Genomic DNA, 15,189 nt, shown 5'->3' on the forward strand with positions numbered 1-15,189 from the left:
TGTGGTTTAAAACGAGGCATTAAGATGGACTATACGCTCACCCGCATAGACCCGAACGGTGAGAACGACCGTTACCCCCTGCAACAACAGGAGATCGTTGCCGATCCCCTGGAACAGCAGGTTCACCGCACGGTTTACATGGGTAAACTCGAACATGCATTGCATGACATGGTGAACTGGGGGCGTAAAAACTCTCTCTGGCCGTATAACTTCGGCCTTTCGTGCTGTTATGTGGAAATGGTGACCTCGTTTACCGCCGTTCATGACGTGGCGCGTTTCGGTGCGGAAGTTTTGCGTGCTTCGCCACGCCAGGCTGACTTTATGGTAGTTGCAGGTACCTGCTTCACCAAAATGGCCCCGGTCATTCAGCGCCTTTATGAACAAATGCTGGAACCGAAGTGGGTTATTTCCATGGGGGCCTGTGCCAATTCCGGCGGTATGTACGATATTTATTCCGTGGTGCAGGGCGTGGACAAGTTCCTGCCGGTCGACGTGTACATCCCCGGCTGCCCGCCGCGTCCAGAAGCTTATATGCAGGCGCTGCTGCTGCTGCAAGAATCCATCGGTAAAGAACGCCGTCCACTGTCGTGGGTCGTGGGCGATCAAGGCGTCTATCGGGCCAATATGCAGTCGGAAAGAGAACGTAAACACGGCGAACGTATCGCAGTGACCAACCTGCGGACGCCTGACGAGATCTAAGACGGTCATGTAACGTCCATCTTGATGCGCTATTGGTTAACACAGCGAAAGTTAAGCTTGCAGCGATTTGACCCTTTAGTGTGGTGAAAAATATTATGACAGATTTAACGACGCACGACGCTTTGCCAGCATGGCACACTCGCGATCATCTAGACGATCCGGTGATTGGCGAACTGCGCAACCGTTTTGGGCCGGAAGCCTTTACTGTTCAGCCAACCCGTACCGGAATGCCCGTGGTATGGGTCAAGGCCGAGCAGCTCCTGGAAGTAATGACGTTTTTGAGAAAACAGCCGAAGCCGTATGTCATGCTGTTCGATCTGCATGGCGTCGACGAACGTCTTCGCACTCACCGCCAGGGTCTGCCTGCTGCGGATTTTTCTGTTTTCTATCATCTGCTCTCCATCGAACGCAACCGCGATATCATGCTGAAGGTAGCGCTGTCTGAAAAAGACCTGCACGTGCCGACCGCGACCAAGGTGTTCCCGAACGCCAACTGGTACGAGCGCGAAACGTGGGAAATGTTCGGCATTACCTTTGACGGTCACCCGCACCTGTCGCGCATCATGATGCCGCAGACCTGGGAAGGCCATCCGCTGCGCAAGGATTATCCGGCGCGCGCCACCGAATTCGATCCGTTTGTGTTGACCAAACAGAAAGAAGATCTGGAGATGGAGTCGCTGACCTTCAAACCGGAAGAGTGGGGCATGAAGCGCGGCACCGAGAACGAGGACTTCATGTTCCTTAACCTCGGCCCGAACCACCCGTCGGCGCACGGTGCCTTCCGCATCATTTTGCAGCTTGACGGTGAAGAGATCGTCGACTGTGTACCGGATATCGGCTATCACCACCGCGGTGCGGAGAAAATGGGCGAGCGCCAGTCTTGGCACAGCTACATTCCGTACACCGACCGTATCGAATATCTCGGTGGCTGCGTCAACGAAATGCCTTACGTGCTGGCGGTGGAAAAACTGGCCGGCATCAAGGTGCCTGAGCGCGTTGACGTCATCCGCGTGATGCTGTCCGAACTGTTCCGCATCAACAGTCATCTGCTGTACATCAGTACCTTTATTCAGGACGTCGGCGCCATGACCCCGGTGTTCTTCGCCTTCACCGACCGTCAGAAAATCTACGATCTGGTGGAAGCGATTACCGGTTTCCGCATGCACCCGGCCTGGTTCCGCATCGGTGGCGTAGCGCATGACCTGCCACGCGGCTGGGATCGCCTGCTGCGCGAATTCCTCGAATGGATGCCGAAGCGCCTGGATTCCTACGTCAAGGCTGCGCTGCAGAACACCATTCTGAAGGGGCGTTCGGTTGGCGTTGCGTCTTACAATGCCAAAGAGGCGTTGGAATGGGGCGTCACCGGTGCCGGCCTGCGCGCCACTGGCGTCGAGTTCGACGTACGTAAATGGCGTCCATATTCAGGCTATGAAAACTTCGATTTCGATGTGCCGATCGGCGATGGCAACAGCGACTGCTATACCCGCGTGATGCTGAAAGTGGAAGAATTGCGTCAGAGTCTGCGTATTCTGGAGCAATGCCTGAACAACATGCCGGAAGGCCCGTTCAAGGCCGATCACCCGCTGACTACGCCACCGCCGAAAGAGCGCACGTTGCAGCACATTGAAACGCTGATCACCCACTTCCTTCAGGTTTCCTGGGGCCCGGTGATGCCAGCCAACGAATCATTCCAGATGATTGAAGCCACCAAGGGGATCAACAGCTACTACCTGACCAGCGACGGCAGCACCATGAGCTACCGCACCCGGGTACGTACACCAAGTTTTGCTCACCTGCAGCAAATCCCGGCGGTTATCCGTGGCAGCCTGGTCTCTGACCTGATCGTCTATCTGGGTAGTATCGATTTTGTAATGTCAGATGTGGACCGCTAACTATGCACTTTCAAAAAGACAGTCACGTGAGCAACGATGCTCTAGAGCCGATCAATGCAGCCGCTCCCCAGAGCGGCGCTGATGCATTCGAGTTGAGCGCTGAAGAACGTGATGCGATCGAGCACGAAAAGCACCATTACGAGGATCCACGCGCCGCGTCTATCGAAGCACTGAAAATCGTGCAGAAGCAGCGCGGCTGGGTTCCCGATGGGGCGATTTATGCCATCGCAGACGTGCTGGGCATTCCCGCCAGCGACGTAGAAGGCGTGGCCACGTTCTACAGCCAGATTTTCCGTCAGCCGGTAGGGCGTCACGTCATCCGTTATTGTGACAGCGTGGTCTGCCACATTACCGGGTATCAGGGCATTCAGGCCGCCATCGAAAAGAAACTGAACATCAAGCCGGGCCAAACCACCGGCGATGGCCGTTTCACCCTGCTGCCAACCTGTTGCCTGGGTAACTGCGACAAAGGGCCGACCATGATGATTGATGAGGATACTCACAGTCAGCTGAAGCCTGAAGACATCGAAAATCTACTGGAGCAGTATCAATGATCAAAGACATTGTACGCACTCCCGAGATGCACCCGCTGACCTGGCGACTGCGCGATGACAAACAGCCGGTATGGCTGGATGAATACCGCAGCAAAAACGGCTATGCGGGGGCAGAAAAGGCCATCAAGGGGCTGGCGCCCGACGAGATCGTCAACCTGGTGAAAGACGCCGGGTTGAAAGGCCGTGGCGGTGCGGGTTTCTCCACCGGCCTGAAGTGGAGCCTGATGCCAAAAGACGAATCCATGAACATCCGTTACCTGCTGTGTAACGCCGATGAAATGGAGCCGGGCACCTACAAGGACCGCCTGTTGATGGAGCAGCTGCCGCACCTGCTGGTGGAAGGCATGCTGATTTCGGCCTTTGCGCTGAAAGCCTATCGCGGCTACATCTTCCTGCGTGGCGAATACGTCGAAGCTGCGGTGCATCTGCGTCGCGCCATCGCCGAAGCGACCGAGGCCGGTTTGCTTGGCAAAAACATCATGGGCAGCGGATTCGACTTTGAGCTGTTCGTGCACACCGGTGCCGGCCGCTATATCTGCGGTGAAGAAACCGCGCTGATCAACTCGCTGGAAGGCCGCCGCGCCAACCCGCGCTCCAAGCCGCCGTTCCCGGCTTCCGCTGGCGTATGGGGCAAGCCGACCTGCGTCAACAACGTGGAAACCCTGTGCAACGTCCCGGCGATCCTGGCGAACGGCGTGGACTGGTACAAGGGCATTTCCGCCGGCAAGAGCAACGACGCCGGTACCAAACTGATGGGCTTCTCCGGCCGGGTGAAAAATCCGGGTCTCTGGGAGCTGCCGTTTGGCACCACCGCGCGCGAAATTCTGGAAGATTACGCCGGCGGTATGCGCGATGGCCTGAAGTTCAAGGCCTGGCAACCGGGTGGCGCAGGAACCGACTTCCTGACCGCTGACCACCTCGATCTGCCGATGGACTTCGAGAACATCGGCAAGGCCGGCAGCCGTCTGGGTACCGCGCTGGCAATGGCGGTGGACCACGAAATCGGCATGGTGCCTCTGGTGCGCAATCTGGAAGAGTTCTTCGCCCGCGAGTCCTGTGGCTGGTGTACGCCGTGCCGCGACGGTCTGCCGTGGAGCGTGAAGATCCTGCGCGCATTGGAAAACGGCGAAGGTCAACCGGGGGATATTGAAACTCTCGAACAGCTGTGCCGCTTCCTTGGCCCAGGCAAAACCTTCTGTGCCCACGCGCCAGGTGCCGTAGAGCCACTGCAAAGCGCAATTAAATATTTCCGTGACGAGTTCGAAGCCGGGATCAAAGTGCAGCAATTCAGTAATGCACACGCCATTGGCGGCATCCAGGCGAACAACCTGTTGAAGCAGCGCTGGTAAATATCTTGGCAGGATGAGAGGCGTCAAACAGAGCCTCTCGGCTTGTTGATTAAGCAGAATTTTATAATTAACGCTTGGAAATAATCGAAGCATTTGCGTTGCGGCAAGGTGGCAACCGAGAGAAGCGCCGGGAGTGTTAACTCGATGACCGGTGTGAACGAGGTTAGCCAACACGGCAACGGCGTAAAGAATGACGGTTATTTCAGGCAAATTGGAAGCATGCTGACTATGGCTACGATTCATGTAGACGGCAAAGAATACGACGTAGATGGAGCCGACAACCTGTTGCAGGCGTGTCTCTCCCTCGGCCTCGATATTCCTTACTTTTGCTGGCATCCGGCGCTGGGAAGCGTCGGCGCTTGCCGCCAATGTGCGGTAAAGCAATACCAAAACGCGGAAGATACGCGCGGCCGTTTGGTGATGTCATGTATGACACCGGCCGCCGATGGAACCTTCATTTCCATTGACGACGAAGAAGCCAAACAGTTCCGCGAGAGCGTAGTGGAATGGTTGATGACCAACCACCCGCACGACTGTCCGGTGTGCGAAGAGGGCGGTAACTGTCACCTGCAGGATATGACGGTGATGACCGGCCACAGCTTCCGTCGCTATCGCTTCACCAAGCGTACTCACCAGAACCAGGACCTGGGGCCGTTTATCTCGCACGAGATGAACCGCTGCATCGCCTGCTACCGCTGCGTGCGCTACTACAAGGATTATGCCGACGGCACCGATCTGGGGGTGTATGGCGCGCACGACAACGTCTACTTCGGCCGTCCGGAAAGCGGCACGCTGGAAAGCGAGTTTTCCGGTAACCTGGTGGAAGTGTGCCCGACCGGGGTCTTCACCGACAAAACCCACTCCGAACGCTATAACCGTAAATGGGACATGCAGTTTGCGCCAAGCATCTGCCAGCAGTGCAGCGTGGGGTGCAACACCAGCCCGGGCGAGCGCTACGGCGAACTGCGTCGTATTGAAAACCGCTACAACGGCAGCGTGAACCATTACTTCCTGTGCGATCGCGGTCGTTTCGGCTACGGCTACGTCAATCTGGACGACCGTCCACGTCAGCCGCAGCAACTGCGTGGCGATGACTGGATCACCCTGAACGCCGAGCAGGCGATGCAGGGTGCGGCAGACATTCTGCGTCAGGCGAAGAAAACCATCGGCATCGGCTCGCCGCGCGCCAGCGTGGAAAGCAACTTCGCGTTGCGAGAACTGGTCGGTGCCGAGAACTTTTACACCGGTATCGCCCAGGCGGAACAGTCACGTCTGGCGCTGATGCTCGACGTGCTGAAAAACAGCGGCGTTTATACGCCGGCGCTGCGTGAAATCGAAGATTACGATGCGGTGCTGGTGTTGGGTGAAGATCTGACCCAGACCGGCGCACGCATAGCGCTGTCGGTACGTCAGGCGGTGAAGGGCAAGGCGCGCGCCATGGCTGCGGCGCAACGCGTTGCCGACTGGCAGATCGCGGCGGTGCAGAACATTGGTCAGCACGCCAAACATCCGCTGTTCATCACCAACGTCGACAACACCCGCATGGACGACATTGCCGCCTGGAACTACCGTGCGCCGGTCGACGAGCAGGCACGCCTCGGCTTCGCCATTGCTCACGCGCTGGACAGCGCAGCGCCGGCGGTGGATGGTCTGGCCGACGATCTGCACAAGAAGGTGGCGATTATCGTGCAGGCGCTGACCGATGCGCGCAAACCGCTGATCGTCACCGGCAGCAACGCCGGCAGCGAAGCGATCATCAAGGCGGCGGCCAACATTGCCAAGGCATTGAAAGGGCGCGGTTCTGACGTTGGCATTACCTTTGTGGCCGGCGCGGCCAACAGCATGGGACTGGCGATGATCGGCGGCGGTTCGCTCGATCAGGCGCTGGAACAGCTGGCAAGCGGCGCAGCCGATACCGCCATCGTGATGGAAAACGATCTTTACCGTCATGCACCGGCGGCCAGGATCGATGCGGCACTGGCGCAGGTCAGCAACCTGATCGTTGCCGATCACCAGCGCACCGCCATTATGGACAAGGCCAATCTGGTGCTGTCGTCGGCCAGCTTTGCCGAAAGCGATGGCACGCTGGTCAACCAGGAAGGCCGCGCGCAGCGTTTCTTCCAGGTGTACGATCCGGCCTACTACGATGACGCGAAGAAAAACGTCCGTACCGAAATGCTGGAAAGCTGGCGCTGGATGCATTCGCTGCATTCCACCTACACCAGCCGTCAGGTTGACTGGACGCAGCTCGATCATGTGATCGCCGCCTGCGTCGAGGCGTTGCCGCAGCTGCAAGGCATCAGGGATGCCGCACCGGACGCTTCGTTCCGCATCCGTGGGCAGAAGCTGGCGCGTTCACCGCACCGTTACAGCGGACGCACCGCGATGCGTGCAGACATCAGCGTCCATGAGCCGCGTCAGCCGCAGGATAAAGACACCATGTTCGCCTTCTCGATGGAAGGGAACAACAACCCGCTGGCCGATCGGCAGCAAATTCCGTTTGCCTGGGCGCCGGGCTGGAACTCACCGCAGGCGTGGAACAAGTTCCAGGCCGAAGTGGGCGGCAAGCTGCGCCATGGCGATCCGGGCGTGCGCCTGATCGAAGCAGGGGAGGGCAACCTCGACTACTTCACCGACGTACCGACCGCCTTCGAGGCGCAAGGCTGGCGTGTGGCGCCGTACTATCACCTGTTCGGCAGCGATGAAATGTCGCAGCGTTCGCAGGTTATCCAGCAGCGCATGCCGCAGGCATACGCGATGGTTAACCCGGCCGATGCCGCACAGCTGGGCGTTAACGAAGGCAGTCTGGTGGAGTTCAACTGTGCGGGTCAGACGCTGCGTCTGCCGGTGCGGCTGAGTGAAACCCTGTCTCAGGGTCAGGTTGGTTTGCCGCTCGGCTTGCCAGGGATCCCGCCGGTGTTGGTGGGTGCAACGGTTGAAAATCTGCGGGAGGCGGCACGATGAGCTGGTTTACCCCTGAGGTGATCGATGTGCTGATCGCCATTTTGAAAGCGGTGGTTATCCTGCTGGTGGTGGTGAGCTGCGGCGCCTTTATGAGCTTCGGCGAACGCCGTCTGCTCGGGCTGTTCCAAAACCGTTATGGACCTAACCGTGTCGGCTGGGGCGGTTCGCTGCAGCTGGTTGCCGACATGATCAAAATGTTCTTCAAGGAAGACTGGGTACCGAAATTCTCCGACCGGGTGATCTTCACCCTGGCGCCGATGATCGCCTTTACTTCCCTGTTGCTGGCATTTGCCATCGTCCCGGTCAGCCCGACCTGGGCGGTGTCCGACCTCAACATCGGTATTCTGTTCTTCCTGATGATGGCCGGCCTGGCGGTATACGCCGTGCTGTTCGCCGGCTGGTCGAGCAACAACAAATACTCGCTGTTGGGGGCAATGCGTGCTTCCGCGCAAACCCTGAGCTACGAGGTGTTTCTCGGCCTGTCGCTGATGGGCGTAGTGGCGCAGGCAGGTTCGTTCAACATGCAGGCTATCGTTGAGTCACAGGCTCACGTCTGGAACGTCATTCCGCAATTCTTTGGTTTCGTAACCTTTGCCATTGCCGGCGTCGCGGTGTGTCACCGCCACCCGTTTGACCAACCGGAAGCGGAGCAGGAACTGGCTGACGGTTACCACATTGAATATTCCGGCATGAAGTTCGGTCTGTTCTTCGTTGGTGAATACATCGGTATCGTTACCGTTTCGGCCCTGATTGTGACGTTGTTCTTCGGTGGCTGGCAGGGTCCGTTCCTGCCGCCGTTCATCTGGTTCGCGTTGAAAACGGCTTTCTTCATGATGATGTTCATTCTGATTCGTGCTGCACTGCCACGTCCGCGTTATGACCAGGTGATGTCCTTCGGCTGGAAAGTGTGCCTGCCGTTGACGCTGCTGAACCTGCTGGCGACCGCTGCGGTCATTTTGTACAACGCTCAATAAGGGGTGAATAAACCATGACATTGAAAGAGTTAGTGGTTGGTTTCGGCACCCAGGTGCGCAGCATTTGGATGATTGGCATGCATGCCTTCGCCAAGCGCGAAACCCGCATGTATCCGGAAGAGCCGGTGAATCTGCCGCCACGTTACCGCGGCCGTATCGTGCTGACGCGCGATCCGGACGGCGAAGAACGCTGCGTAGCCTGCAACCTGTGCGCGGTTGCCTGCCCGGTGGGCTGTATTTCGCTGCAAAAGGCCGAGCAGAAAGACGGCCGCTGGTATCCGGAATTCTTCCGCATCAACTTCTCGCGCTGCATTTTCTGTGGCCTGTGCGAAGAAGCCTGCCCAACCACCGCGATCCAGCTGACGCCGGATTTCGAAATGGGCGAGTTCAAACGCCAGGATCTGGTGTACGAAAAAGAAGATCTGCTGATCTCGGGCCCGGGTAAATATCCGGAATATAACTTCTACCGGATGGCCGGTATGGCAATTGACGGCAAAGCGAAAGGCGAAGCCGAAAACGAAGCCAAGCCGATCGACGTCAAAAGCCTGTTGCCGTAAGGAGCCAGCAAGCATGGAAATTGCATTTTATCTGGCAGGTTTGATAGCGATCCTCGCGACTATTCGCGTGATCTCGCATACCAATCCTGTGCATGCGTTGCTGTATCTGATCGTCTCGCTGTTGGCGATCTCGGCAGTGTTCTTCTCACTGGGCGCCTATTTTGCCGCCGCGTTGGAAATCATCGTGTATGCCGGTGCCATCATGGTGCTGTTCGTATTCGTGGTGATGATGCTGAACCTGGGTAATGCGGTTCAGCAGCAAGAGCGCGAATGGCTGAAACCGTCGCTATGGATTGGGCCGGGACTGCTGTCGCTGATCCTGCTGGTGGTATTGATCGTTGCCATTCGCAGCGTGTCCGATCAGGGCATCAGCGGCGAGATGGTTGACGCCAAGGCGGTCGGCATCAGCCTGTTCGGCCCTTACGTGCTGGCGGTTGAACTGGCTTCGATGCTGTTGTTGGCGGGGCTGGTGGTTGCCTTCCACATTGGCCGCGAACACAAACCGGGCGAAGTGCTGAGCAGCACCCCGGCCAGCGGTGAAATGGCGAAAAGAAAATCGGAGGAGCAAGCATGATCCCTCTTCAACATGGACTGATTCTGGCGGCAATTTTGTTTGTGCTCGGTCTGACCGGGTTGCTGATTCGCCGTAATCTGCTGTTTATGCTGATCAGTCTGGAAGTGATGATCAACGCTGCGGCGTTGGCGTTTATCGTGGCGGGAAGCTACTGGGGCCAGGCGGACGGACAGGTGATGTACATCCTGGCGATCAGCCTGGCGGCCGCCGAGGCCAGCATTGGCCTGGCGCTGCTGCTGCAGCTGTACCGTCGTCGTCATACCCTGAATATCGATACTGTCAGTGAGATGCGCGGATGAACCTATTATATTTAACTATTCTGCTGCCGCTGATCGGCTTCCTGCTGTTGGCATTTTCCCGAGGCCGCTGGTCCGAGAACGCGTCGGCGACCGTTGGCGTCGGTTCCATCGGCCTGGCTGCGCTGGTCACGGTGTATGTGGCGATGGACTTCCTCAGCCAAAAAGCCGCGGGCGTGCCGCTGTTCGAGCAGCATCTGTGGACCTGGATGGCGGTCGATAACTTCAATATCGGCGTTACGCTGGTATTGGACGGTCTGTCGCTGACCATGCTGTCGGTGGTTACCGGCGTCGGCTTCTTCATCCACATGTTTGCCTCCTGGTACATGCGCGGTGAAGAGGGTTACTCGCGCTTCTTCGCCTATACCAACCTGTTTATCGCCAGCATGGTGGTATTGGTACTGGCAGATAACCTGTTGCTGATGTACCTGGGCTGGGAAGGGGTAGGGCTGTGCAGTTATCTGCTGATCGGCTTCTACTACAAGGATCCGGCCAACGGCGCCGCGGCGATGAAAGCATTTATCGTCACCCGCGTCGGCGACGTTTTCCTGGCGTTCGCACTGTTCATTCTGTACCACGAACTGGGCACGCTGAACATTCGCGAACTGATGGTGCTGGCGCCGCAGAAACTGGCGGTAGGCGATACCGCCATTACCTGGGCAACGCTGATGCTGTTGGGCGGTGCGGTCGGTAAATCCGCACAGCTGCCGTTGCAAACCTGGCTGGCCGATGCGATGGCCGGTCCGACGCCGGTGTCTGCGCTGATCCACGCCGCTACCATGGTGACCGCGGGCGTTTACCTGATTGCCCGTACGCACGGCCTGTTCCTGATGGCGCCGGAAGTGCTGCACCTGGTGGGTATCGTGGGGGCGGTAACGCTGCTGCTGGCCGGTTTTGCCGCGCTGGTACAGACCGACATCAAACGCGTGCTGGCCTATTCCACCATGAGCCAGATTGGTTACATGTTCCTGGCGCTGGGCGTACAGGCGTGGGACGCGGCAATTTTCCACCTGATGACCCATGCATTCTTCAAGGCGCTGCTGTTCCTGTCGTCCGGTTCGGTGATCCTCGCCTGTCATCATGAGCAAAACATCTTCAAAATGGGTGGCCTGCGCAAGAGTATTCCGCTGGTGTACGTCTGCTTCCTGGTGGGGGGCGCGGCCCTGTCGGCGTTGCCGCTGGTCACCGCAGGCTTCTTCAGTAAGGACGAAATCCTGGCGGGGGCGATGGCCAATGGTCACCTCAACCTGATGATTGCCGGCCTGGTCGGTGCATTTATGACCTCGCTGTATACCTTCCGTATGATTTTCATCGTCTTCCATGGCGAAGAGAAGATCAAGGCGCATGCCGGCAAGGGGATTACCCATCACCTGCCGCTGCTGGTGTTGCTGGTGCTGTCGACCTTTGTGGGCGCGATGATCGTGCCACCATTGCACGGCGTATTGCCGGCTACCACCGAACTGGCGCATGGCAGCGTGCTGACGCTTGAAATCACCTCCGGGGTGGTGGCGATCGTCGGTATTCTGCTGGCGGCCGCGCTGTGGCTGGGCAAACGCAGCCTGGTTAGCGCAGTTGCCAACAGCGCGCCGGGTCGTTTCTTCTCGACCTGGTGGTTCCATGCCTGGGGCTTCGACTGGCTGTATGACAAGGTATTCGTCAAGCCTTACCTGGGTATTGCACGCCTGCTGCAAAGCGATCCGTTGAACTCGCTGATGAACATACCGGCCGTGTTCTCCCGCTGGGGGAACCGAGGCCTGACGGTCAGCGAAAACGGGCAGGTACGCTGGTACATCGCCTCGATGGGTGTGGGTGCAGTGGTCGTATTGGCGCTGTTGATTTTGGTTTAAATATACCCGTCATATTTGAAGCTACATCGTTGTTGGCTCCACCTGTAGCCCCAGCCATTGAGTTATCTCTGTTGCTGGGGTCTTACAGACCCGCCGCCTTGATGCAACTCCAATTATTTAGGGTATGGCTAATTTCAACAGATGCAATTATCGGGCGTAGCATCCGTTAACTCGGTGTTATGCGGAATGTTTTATACCGTGTGAATTTCGCGTTGTGGTCAGACGGCAAGTGGGTGAATCTCCGGAAGCTTACTAAAGTAAGTGGCCGGAATGAGCAAACGAAGCCAACAACGCCATAACGTGAAAGACAACGGTAGAATAAGGGACACAAAACGCCATGCTATTACCTTGGCTAATTCTTATCCCCTTTATCGGCGGTCTGCTGTGCTGGCAGTGCGAACGTTTCGGCAGCAAGGTGCCGCGTTGGATCGCGTTAATCGCAATGGGGCTGACATTGGCGCTTTCTCTGCAGCTGTGGTTGCAGGGCGGCTATACATTGCTCAAACCGGTGGGTCTGCCGCAGTGGCAATCCGAGTTTATTCTGCCGTGGATCCCGCGCTTCGGCATTACCGTGCACCTGGCGTTGGATGGCCTGTCGCTGCTGATGGTGGTGCTGACCGGCCTGCTCGGCGTGCTGGCGATCCTCTGTTCCTGGCGTGAAATCCAGAAATATCAGGGCTTCTTCCACCTGAACCTGCTGTGGATCCTCGGCGGCGTGATTGGCGTGTTCCTCGCCATCGACATGTTCCTGTTCTTCTTCTTCTGGGAAATGATGTTGGTGCCGATGTACTTCCTGATCGCACTGTGGGGTCACAAGGCATCAGACGGTAAAACCCGCATCACCGCGGCAACCAAATTCTTCATCTATACCCAGGCCAGCGGTCTGGTGATGCTGATTGCCATTCTGGGGCTGGTGTTCGTTCACTACAATGCCACCGGCGTGTGGACCTTCAACTACGAAGATCTGCTGAAAACCCCGATGTCGCATAACATCGAATACCTGTTGATGCTCGGCTTCTTCATCGCGTTCGCGGTGAAAATGCCGGTGGTGCCATTGCACGGCTGGTTACCCGATGCGCACAGCCAGGCGCCAACCGCCGGTTCGGTGGATCTGGCCGGCATCTTGCTGAAGACCGCGGCCTACGGCCTGCTGCGCTTCAGTCTGCCGCTGTTCCCGAACGCTTCCGCCGAGTTTGCGCCGATCGCCATGTGGCTGGGCGTGGTTGGTATCTTCTACGGCGCCTGGATGGCGTTTGCGCAGACCGATATCAAACGCCTGATCGCCTACACCTCGGTGTCCCATATGGGCTTCGTGCTGATTGCCATCTACACCGGCAGCCAGCTGGCATACCAGGGAGCGGTGATTCAGATGATCGCCCACGGCCTGTCGGCCGCCGGCATGTTCATCATCTGTGGCCAGCTGTATGAGCGTCTGCATACCCGTGACATGCGTCAGATGGGGGGCCTGTGGGGGCGTATCAAGTTCATTCCTGCGCTGTCGCTGTTCTTCGCGGTTGCGACCCTCGGCATGCCGGGAACCGGTAACTTCGTAGGCGAGTTCATGATCCTGTTCGGCAGCTTCCAGGTTGTTCCGGTGATCACGGTGATCTCCACCTTTGGTCTGGTGTTTGCCTCGGTCTACTCGTTGATCATGATGCAGCGTGCATATTATGGCGCGCCGAAATCTGACCAGCCGTTGCCGGGCATGACCGCGCGCGAACTGTTCATTATTCTGCTGCTGGTGGTTCTGCTGGTACTGCTGGGCTTCTACCCGCAGCCGGTGCTGGATACCTCTGCCGCTGCGATGAGCAACGTGCAACACTGGTTTGGTTCGTCAGTTTCTGCAATTTCAACAACAAGGCCGTAATTCGCCATGACAATAACTCCTCAACAACTGATCGCACTGTTGCCGCTGTTGATCGTCGGATTGACGGTAGTGGTTGTGATGCTAAGCATTGCGTGGCGACGCGACCACTTTATCAACGCCACTCTGGCTGTCATTGGTCTCAACCTGGCGCTGCTTTCCTTGTACTTTGTTGGCCAGGCAGGCCCAATGGACGTCACACCGCTGCTGCGGGTGGACGGTTATTCGATCTTCTATACCGGACTGGTGCTGCTGGCGAGCCTGGCCACCTGTACCTTCGCCTATCCGTGGCTGGTCGGTTATCCGGACAACCGCGAAGAGTTCTACCTGCTGGTGCTGATTGCCGCCATGGGTGGCATTCTGCTGGCGAGCGCCAATCATCTGGCGTCGCTGTTCATCGGTATTGAACTGATCTCGCTGCCGCTGTTTGGTCTGGTGGGGTACGCCTATCGTCAGAAGCGTCCGCTGGAAGCCGCCATCAAGTACATGCTGCTGTCCGCTGCCGCCTCCAGCTTCCTGCTGTTCGGCATGGCGCTGCTGTACGCCGAATCCGGCGATCTGTCGATGGCCGGGCTCGGCAAGAGCCTCGGTGAAAACATGATGCACCAGCCGCTGATCCTGGCCGGTATGGGCATGATGATCGTCGGTCTGGGCTTCAAGCTGTCGCTGGTACCGTTCCAACTGTGGACGCCGGACGTCTATCAGGGCGCGCCTGCTCCGGTTTCAACCTTCCTGGCAACCGCCAGCAAGATTGCAATCTTCGCCGTGGTGATGCGTCTGTTCCTGTACGCGCCGGCGGCGGATAACGAAGCGTTGCGCATGGTACTGTCGATTATCGCAGTGTGTTCGATCCTGTTCGGCAACCTGATGGCCATCAGCCAGACCAACATCAAACGTCTGCTGGGTTATTCCTCCATTGCCCACCTTGGCTACCTGCTGGTGGCGCTGGTGGCAGTACAGACCCATCAGCTGGCGCTGGAAACCGCCGGGGTCTATCTGGCCGGTTACCTGTTCAGCAGCCTGGGGGCGTTTGGCGTCGTCAGTCTGATGTCCAGCCCGTACCGTGGCCCGGATGCAGATTCGCTGTTCTCCTACCGTGGTCTGTTCTGGCATAAGCCTATCCTGTCGGCGGTAATGACGGTGATGATGCTGTCGCTGGCCGGTATCCCGATGACGCTGGGCTTCATCGGCAAGTTCTTCGTTATCGCGATGGGCGTCAGCGCGCAGCTGTGGTGGCTGACCGGTGCCGTGGTGCTGGGCAGTGCCATCGGTTTGTACTACTACCTGCGCGTGACCGTCAGCCTGTTCCTCAGCGCACCGGAAACCCTGTCGCGCGATACGCCGAACAACTGGGCGCTGACCGCCGGCGGGGTAGTGGTGCTGATTTCTGCCGCTTTGGTGCTGATGCTGGGTATCTATCCGCAGCCGTTGATTACGCTGGTACAGATGGCGCAACCGACGTTCTAACGCTGGCTCAGGCAGTAAAAAGGTCGCTTCGGCGACCTTTTTTTATCGGCGGAAGATGAGATTACCGCGTCATCAGCGCTGGACTACGGCGATACAGCATCGCCGGTTTCTCACGCATTTTCTTCTGTGGTTGGGAATCTACCGCTGCCGAT

12 protein-coding genes are annotated in these 15,189 nt (G+C 57.9%); all 12 read left to right on the forward strand.

Translation table 11 applies throughout. The annotated features are described in order from the left end of the window. Positions 1–24 precede the first annotated feature (24 nt). The 12 genes from NYE85_RS11700 to nuoN all read left to right on the forward strand — a co-directional run bounded on the left by NYE85_RS11700 (position 25) and on the right by nuoN (position 15,037). On the forward strand, positions 25–699 hold the full coding sequence (locus tag NYE85_RS11700) for an NADH-quinone oxidoreductase subunit B family protein (RefSeq protein WP_004960540.1): 675 nt from the start codon (positions 25–27) through the stop codon (positions 697–699). 95 nt (positions 700–794) lie between these two features. After that, positions 795–2,591: an NADH-quinone oxidoreductase subunit C/D gene (nuoC, locus tag NYE85_RS11705; protein ID WP_259004925.1), complete on the forward strand. Its 1,797-nt coding sequence runs from the start codon at positions 795–797 to the stop codon at positions 2,589–2,591. Between the two features lie 2 nt (positions 2,592–2,593). Next, entirely contained in the window at positions 2,594–3,145 is a 552-nt protein-coding gene (nuoE, locus tag NYE85_RS11710) for an NADH-quinone oxidoreductase subunit NuoE (RefSeq protein WP_259004926.1), read from the forward strand. Beyond that, positions 3,142–4,494: an NADH-quinone oxidoreductase subunit NuoF gene (nuoF, locus tag NYE85_RS11715; protein ID WP_259004927.1), complete on the forward strand. Its 1,353-nt coding sequence runs from the start codon at positions 3,142–3,144 to the stop codon at positions 4,492–4,494. The genes nuoE and nuoF overlap by 4 nt, the downstream gene beginning before the upstream one ends. Positions 4,495–4,722: 228 nt before the next feature. Next, positions 4,723–7,458: an NADH-quinone oxidoreductase subunit NuoG gene (gene nuoG / locus NYE85_RS11720; RefSeq protein ID WP_259004928.1), complete on the forward strand. Its 2,736-nt coding sequence runs from the start codon at positions 4,723–4,725 to the stop codon at positions 7,456–7,458. After that, entirely contained in the window at positions 7,455–8,432 is a 978-nt protein-coding gene (gene nuoH, locus NYE85_RS11725) for an NADH-quinone oxidoreductase subunit NuoH (RefSeq protein WP_004960551.1), read from the forward strand. The genes nuoG and nuoH overlap by 4 nt, the downstream gene beginning before the upstream one ends. 14 nt (positions 8,433–8,446) lie before the next feature. Next, positions 8,447–8,989, forward strand: a complete 543-nt coding sequence (nuoI, locus tag NYE85_RS11730; RefSeq protein WP_259004929.1) for an NADH-quinone oxidoreductase subunit NuoI — start codon at positions 8,447–8,449, stop codon at positions 8,987–8,989. A gap of 13 nt (positions 8,990–9,002) precedes the next feature. Further along, positions 9,003–9,563, forward strand: coding sequence for an NADH-quinone oxidoreductase subunit J (nuoJ, locus tag NYE85_RS11735; protein WP_259004930.1), 561 nt, complete (start codon positions 9,003–9,005; stop codon positions 9,561–9,563). Then, a complete protein-coding gene (nuoK, locus tag NYE85_RS11740) occupies positions 9,560–9,862 on the forward strand; it encodes an NADH-quinone oxidoreductase subunit NuoK (protein ID WP_004960562.1) in 303 nt (100 codons plus the stop codon). Before nuoJ ends, nuoK begins: the two co-directional genes overlap by 4 nt. Then, complete coding sequence (gene nuoL / locus NYE85_RS11745) at positions 9,859–11,706, forward strand: NADH-quinone oxidoreductase subunit L (RefSeq protein ID WP_004960564.1); 1,848 nt, start codon at positions 9,859–9,861, stop codon at positions 11,704–11,706. Before nuoK ends, nuoL begins: the two co-directional genes overlap by 4 nt. A 337-nt stretch (positions 11,707–12,043) precedes the next feature. Beyond that, positions 12,044–13,573 (forward strand): NADH-quinone oxidoreductase subunit M, encoded by a 1,530-nt coding sequence (gene nuoM, locus NYE85_RS11750; RefSeq protein ID WP_259004931.1) that lies wholly within the window; start codon positions 12,044–12,046, stop codon positions 13,571–13,573. 6 nt (positions 13,574–13,579) lie between these two features. Next, complete coding sequence (nuoN, locus tag NYE85_RS11755) at positions 13,580–15,037, forward strand: NADH-quinone oxidoreductase subunit NuoN (protein ID WP_259004933.1); 1,458 nt, start codon at positions 13,580–13,582, stop codon at positions 15,035–15,037. Positions 15,038–15,189: the final 152 nt, after the last annotated feature.

The sequence above is a fragment of the Serratia sp. AKBS12 genome (assembly GCF_024793895.1).
Classification (GTDB): domain Bacteria; phylum Pseudomonadota; class Gammaproteobacteria; order Enterobacterales; family Enterobacteriaceae; genus Serratia_F.

Bases quoted from the DNA above. Each gene is read 5' to 3' on its own strand.
- NYE85_RS11700 (WP_004960540.1), top strand. From the start codon at position 25: ATGGACTATACGCTCACCCGCATAGACCCGAACGGTGAGAACGACCGT.
- nuoC (WP_259004925.1), top strand. From the start codon at position 795: ATGACAGATTTAACGACGCACGACGCTTTGCCAGCATGGCACACTCGC.
- nuoE (WP_259004926.1), top strand. From the start codon at position 2,594: ATGCACTTTCAAAAAGACAGTCACGTGAGCAACGATGCTCTAGAGCCG.
- nuoF (WP_259004927.1), top strand. From the start codon at position 3,142: ATGATCAAAGACATTGTACGCACTCCCGAGATGCACCCGCTGACCTGG.
- nuoG (WP_259004928.1), top strand. From the start codon at position 4,723: ATGGCTACGATTCATGTAGACGGCAAAGAATACGACGTAGATGGAGCC.
- nuoH (WP_004960551.1), top strand. From the start codon at position 7,455: ATGAGCTGGTTTACCCCTGAGGTGATCGATGTGCTGATCGCCATTTTG.
- nuoI (WP_259004929.1), top strand. From the start codon at position 8,447: ATGACATTGAAAGAGTTAGTGGTTGGTTTCGGCACCCAGGTGCGCAGC.
- nuoJ (WP_259004930.1), top strand. From the start codon at position 9,003: ATGGAAATTGCATTTTATCTGGCAGGTTTGATAGCGATCCTCGCGACT.
- nuoK (WP_004960562.1), top strand. From the start codon at position 9,560: ATGATCCCTCTTCAACATGGACTGATTCTGGCGGCAATTTTGTTTGTG.
- nuoL (WP_004960564.1), top strand. From the start codon at position 9,859: ATGAACCTATTATATTTAACTATTCTGCTGCCGCTGATCGGCTTCCTG.
- nuoM (WP_259004931.1), top strand. From the start codon at position 12,044: ATGCTATTACCTTGGCTAATTCTTATCCCCTTTATCGGCGGTCTGCTG.
- nuoN (WP_259004933.1), top strand. From the start codon at position 13,580: ATGACAATAACTCCTCAACAACTGATCGCACTGTTGCCGCTGTTGATC.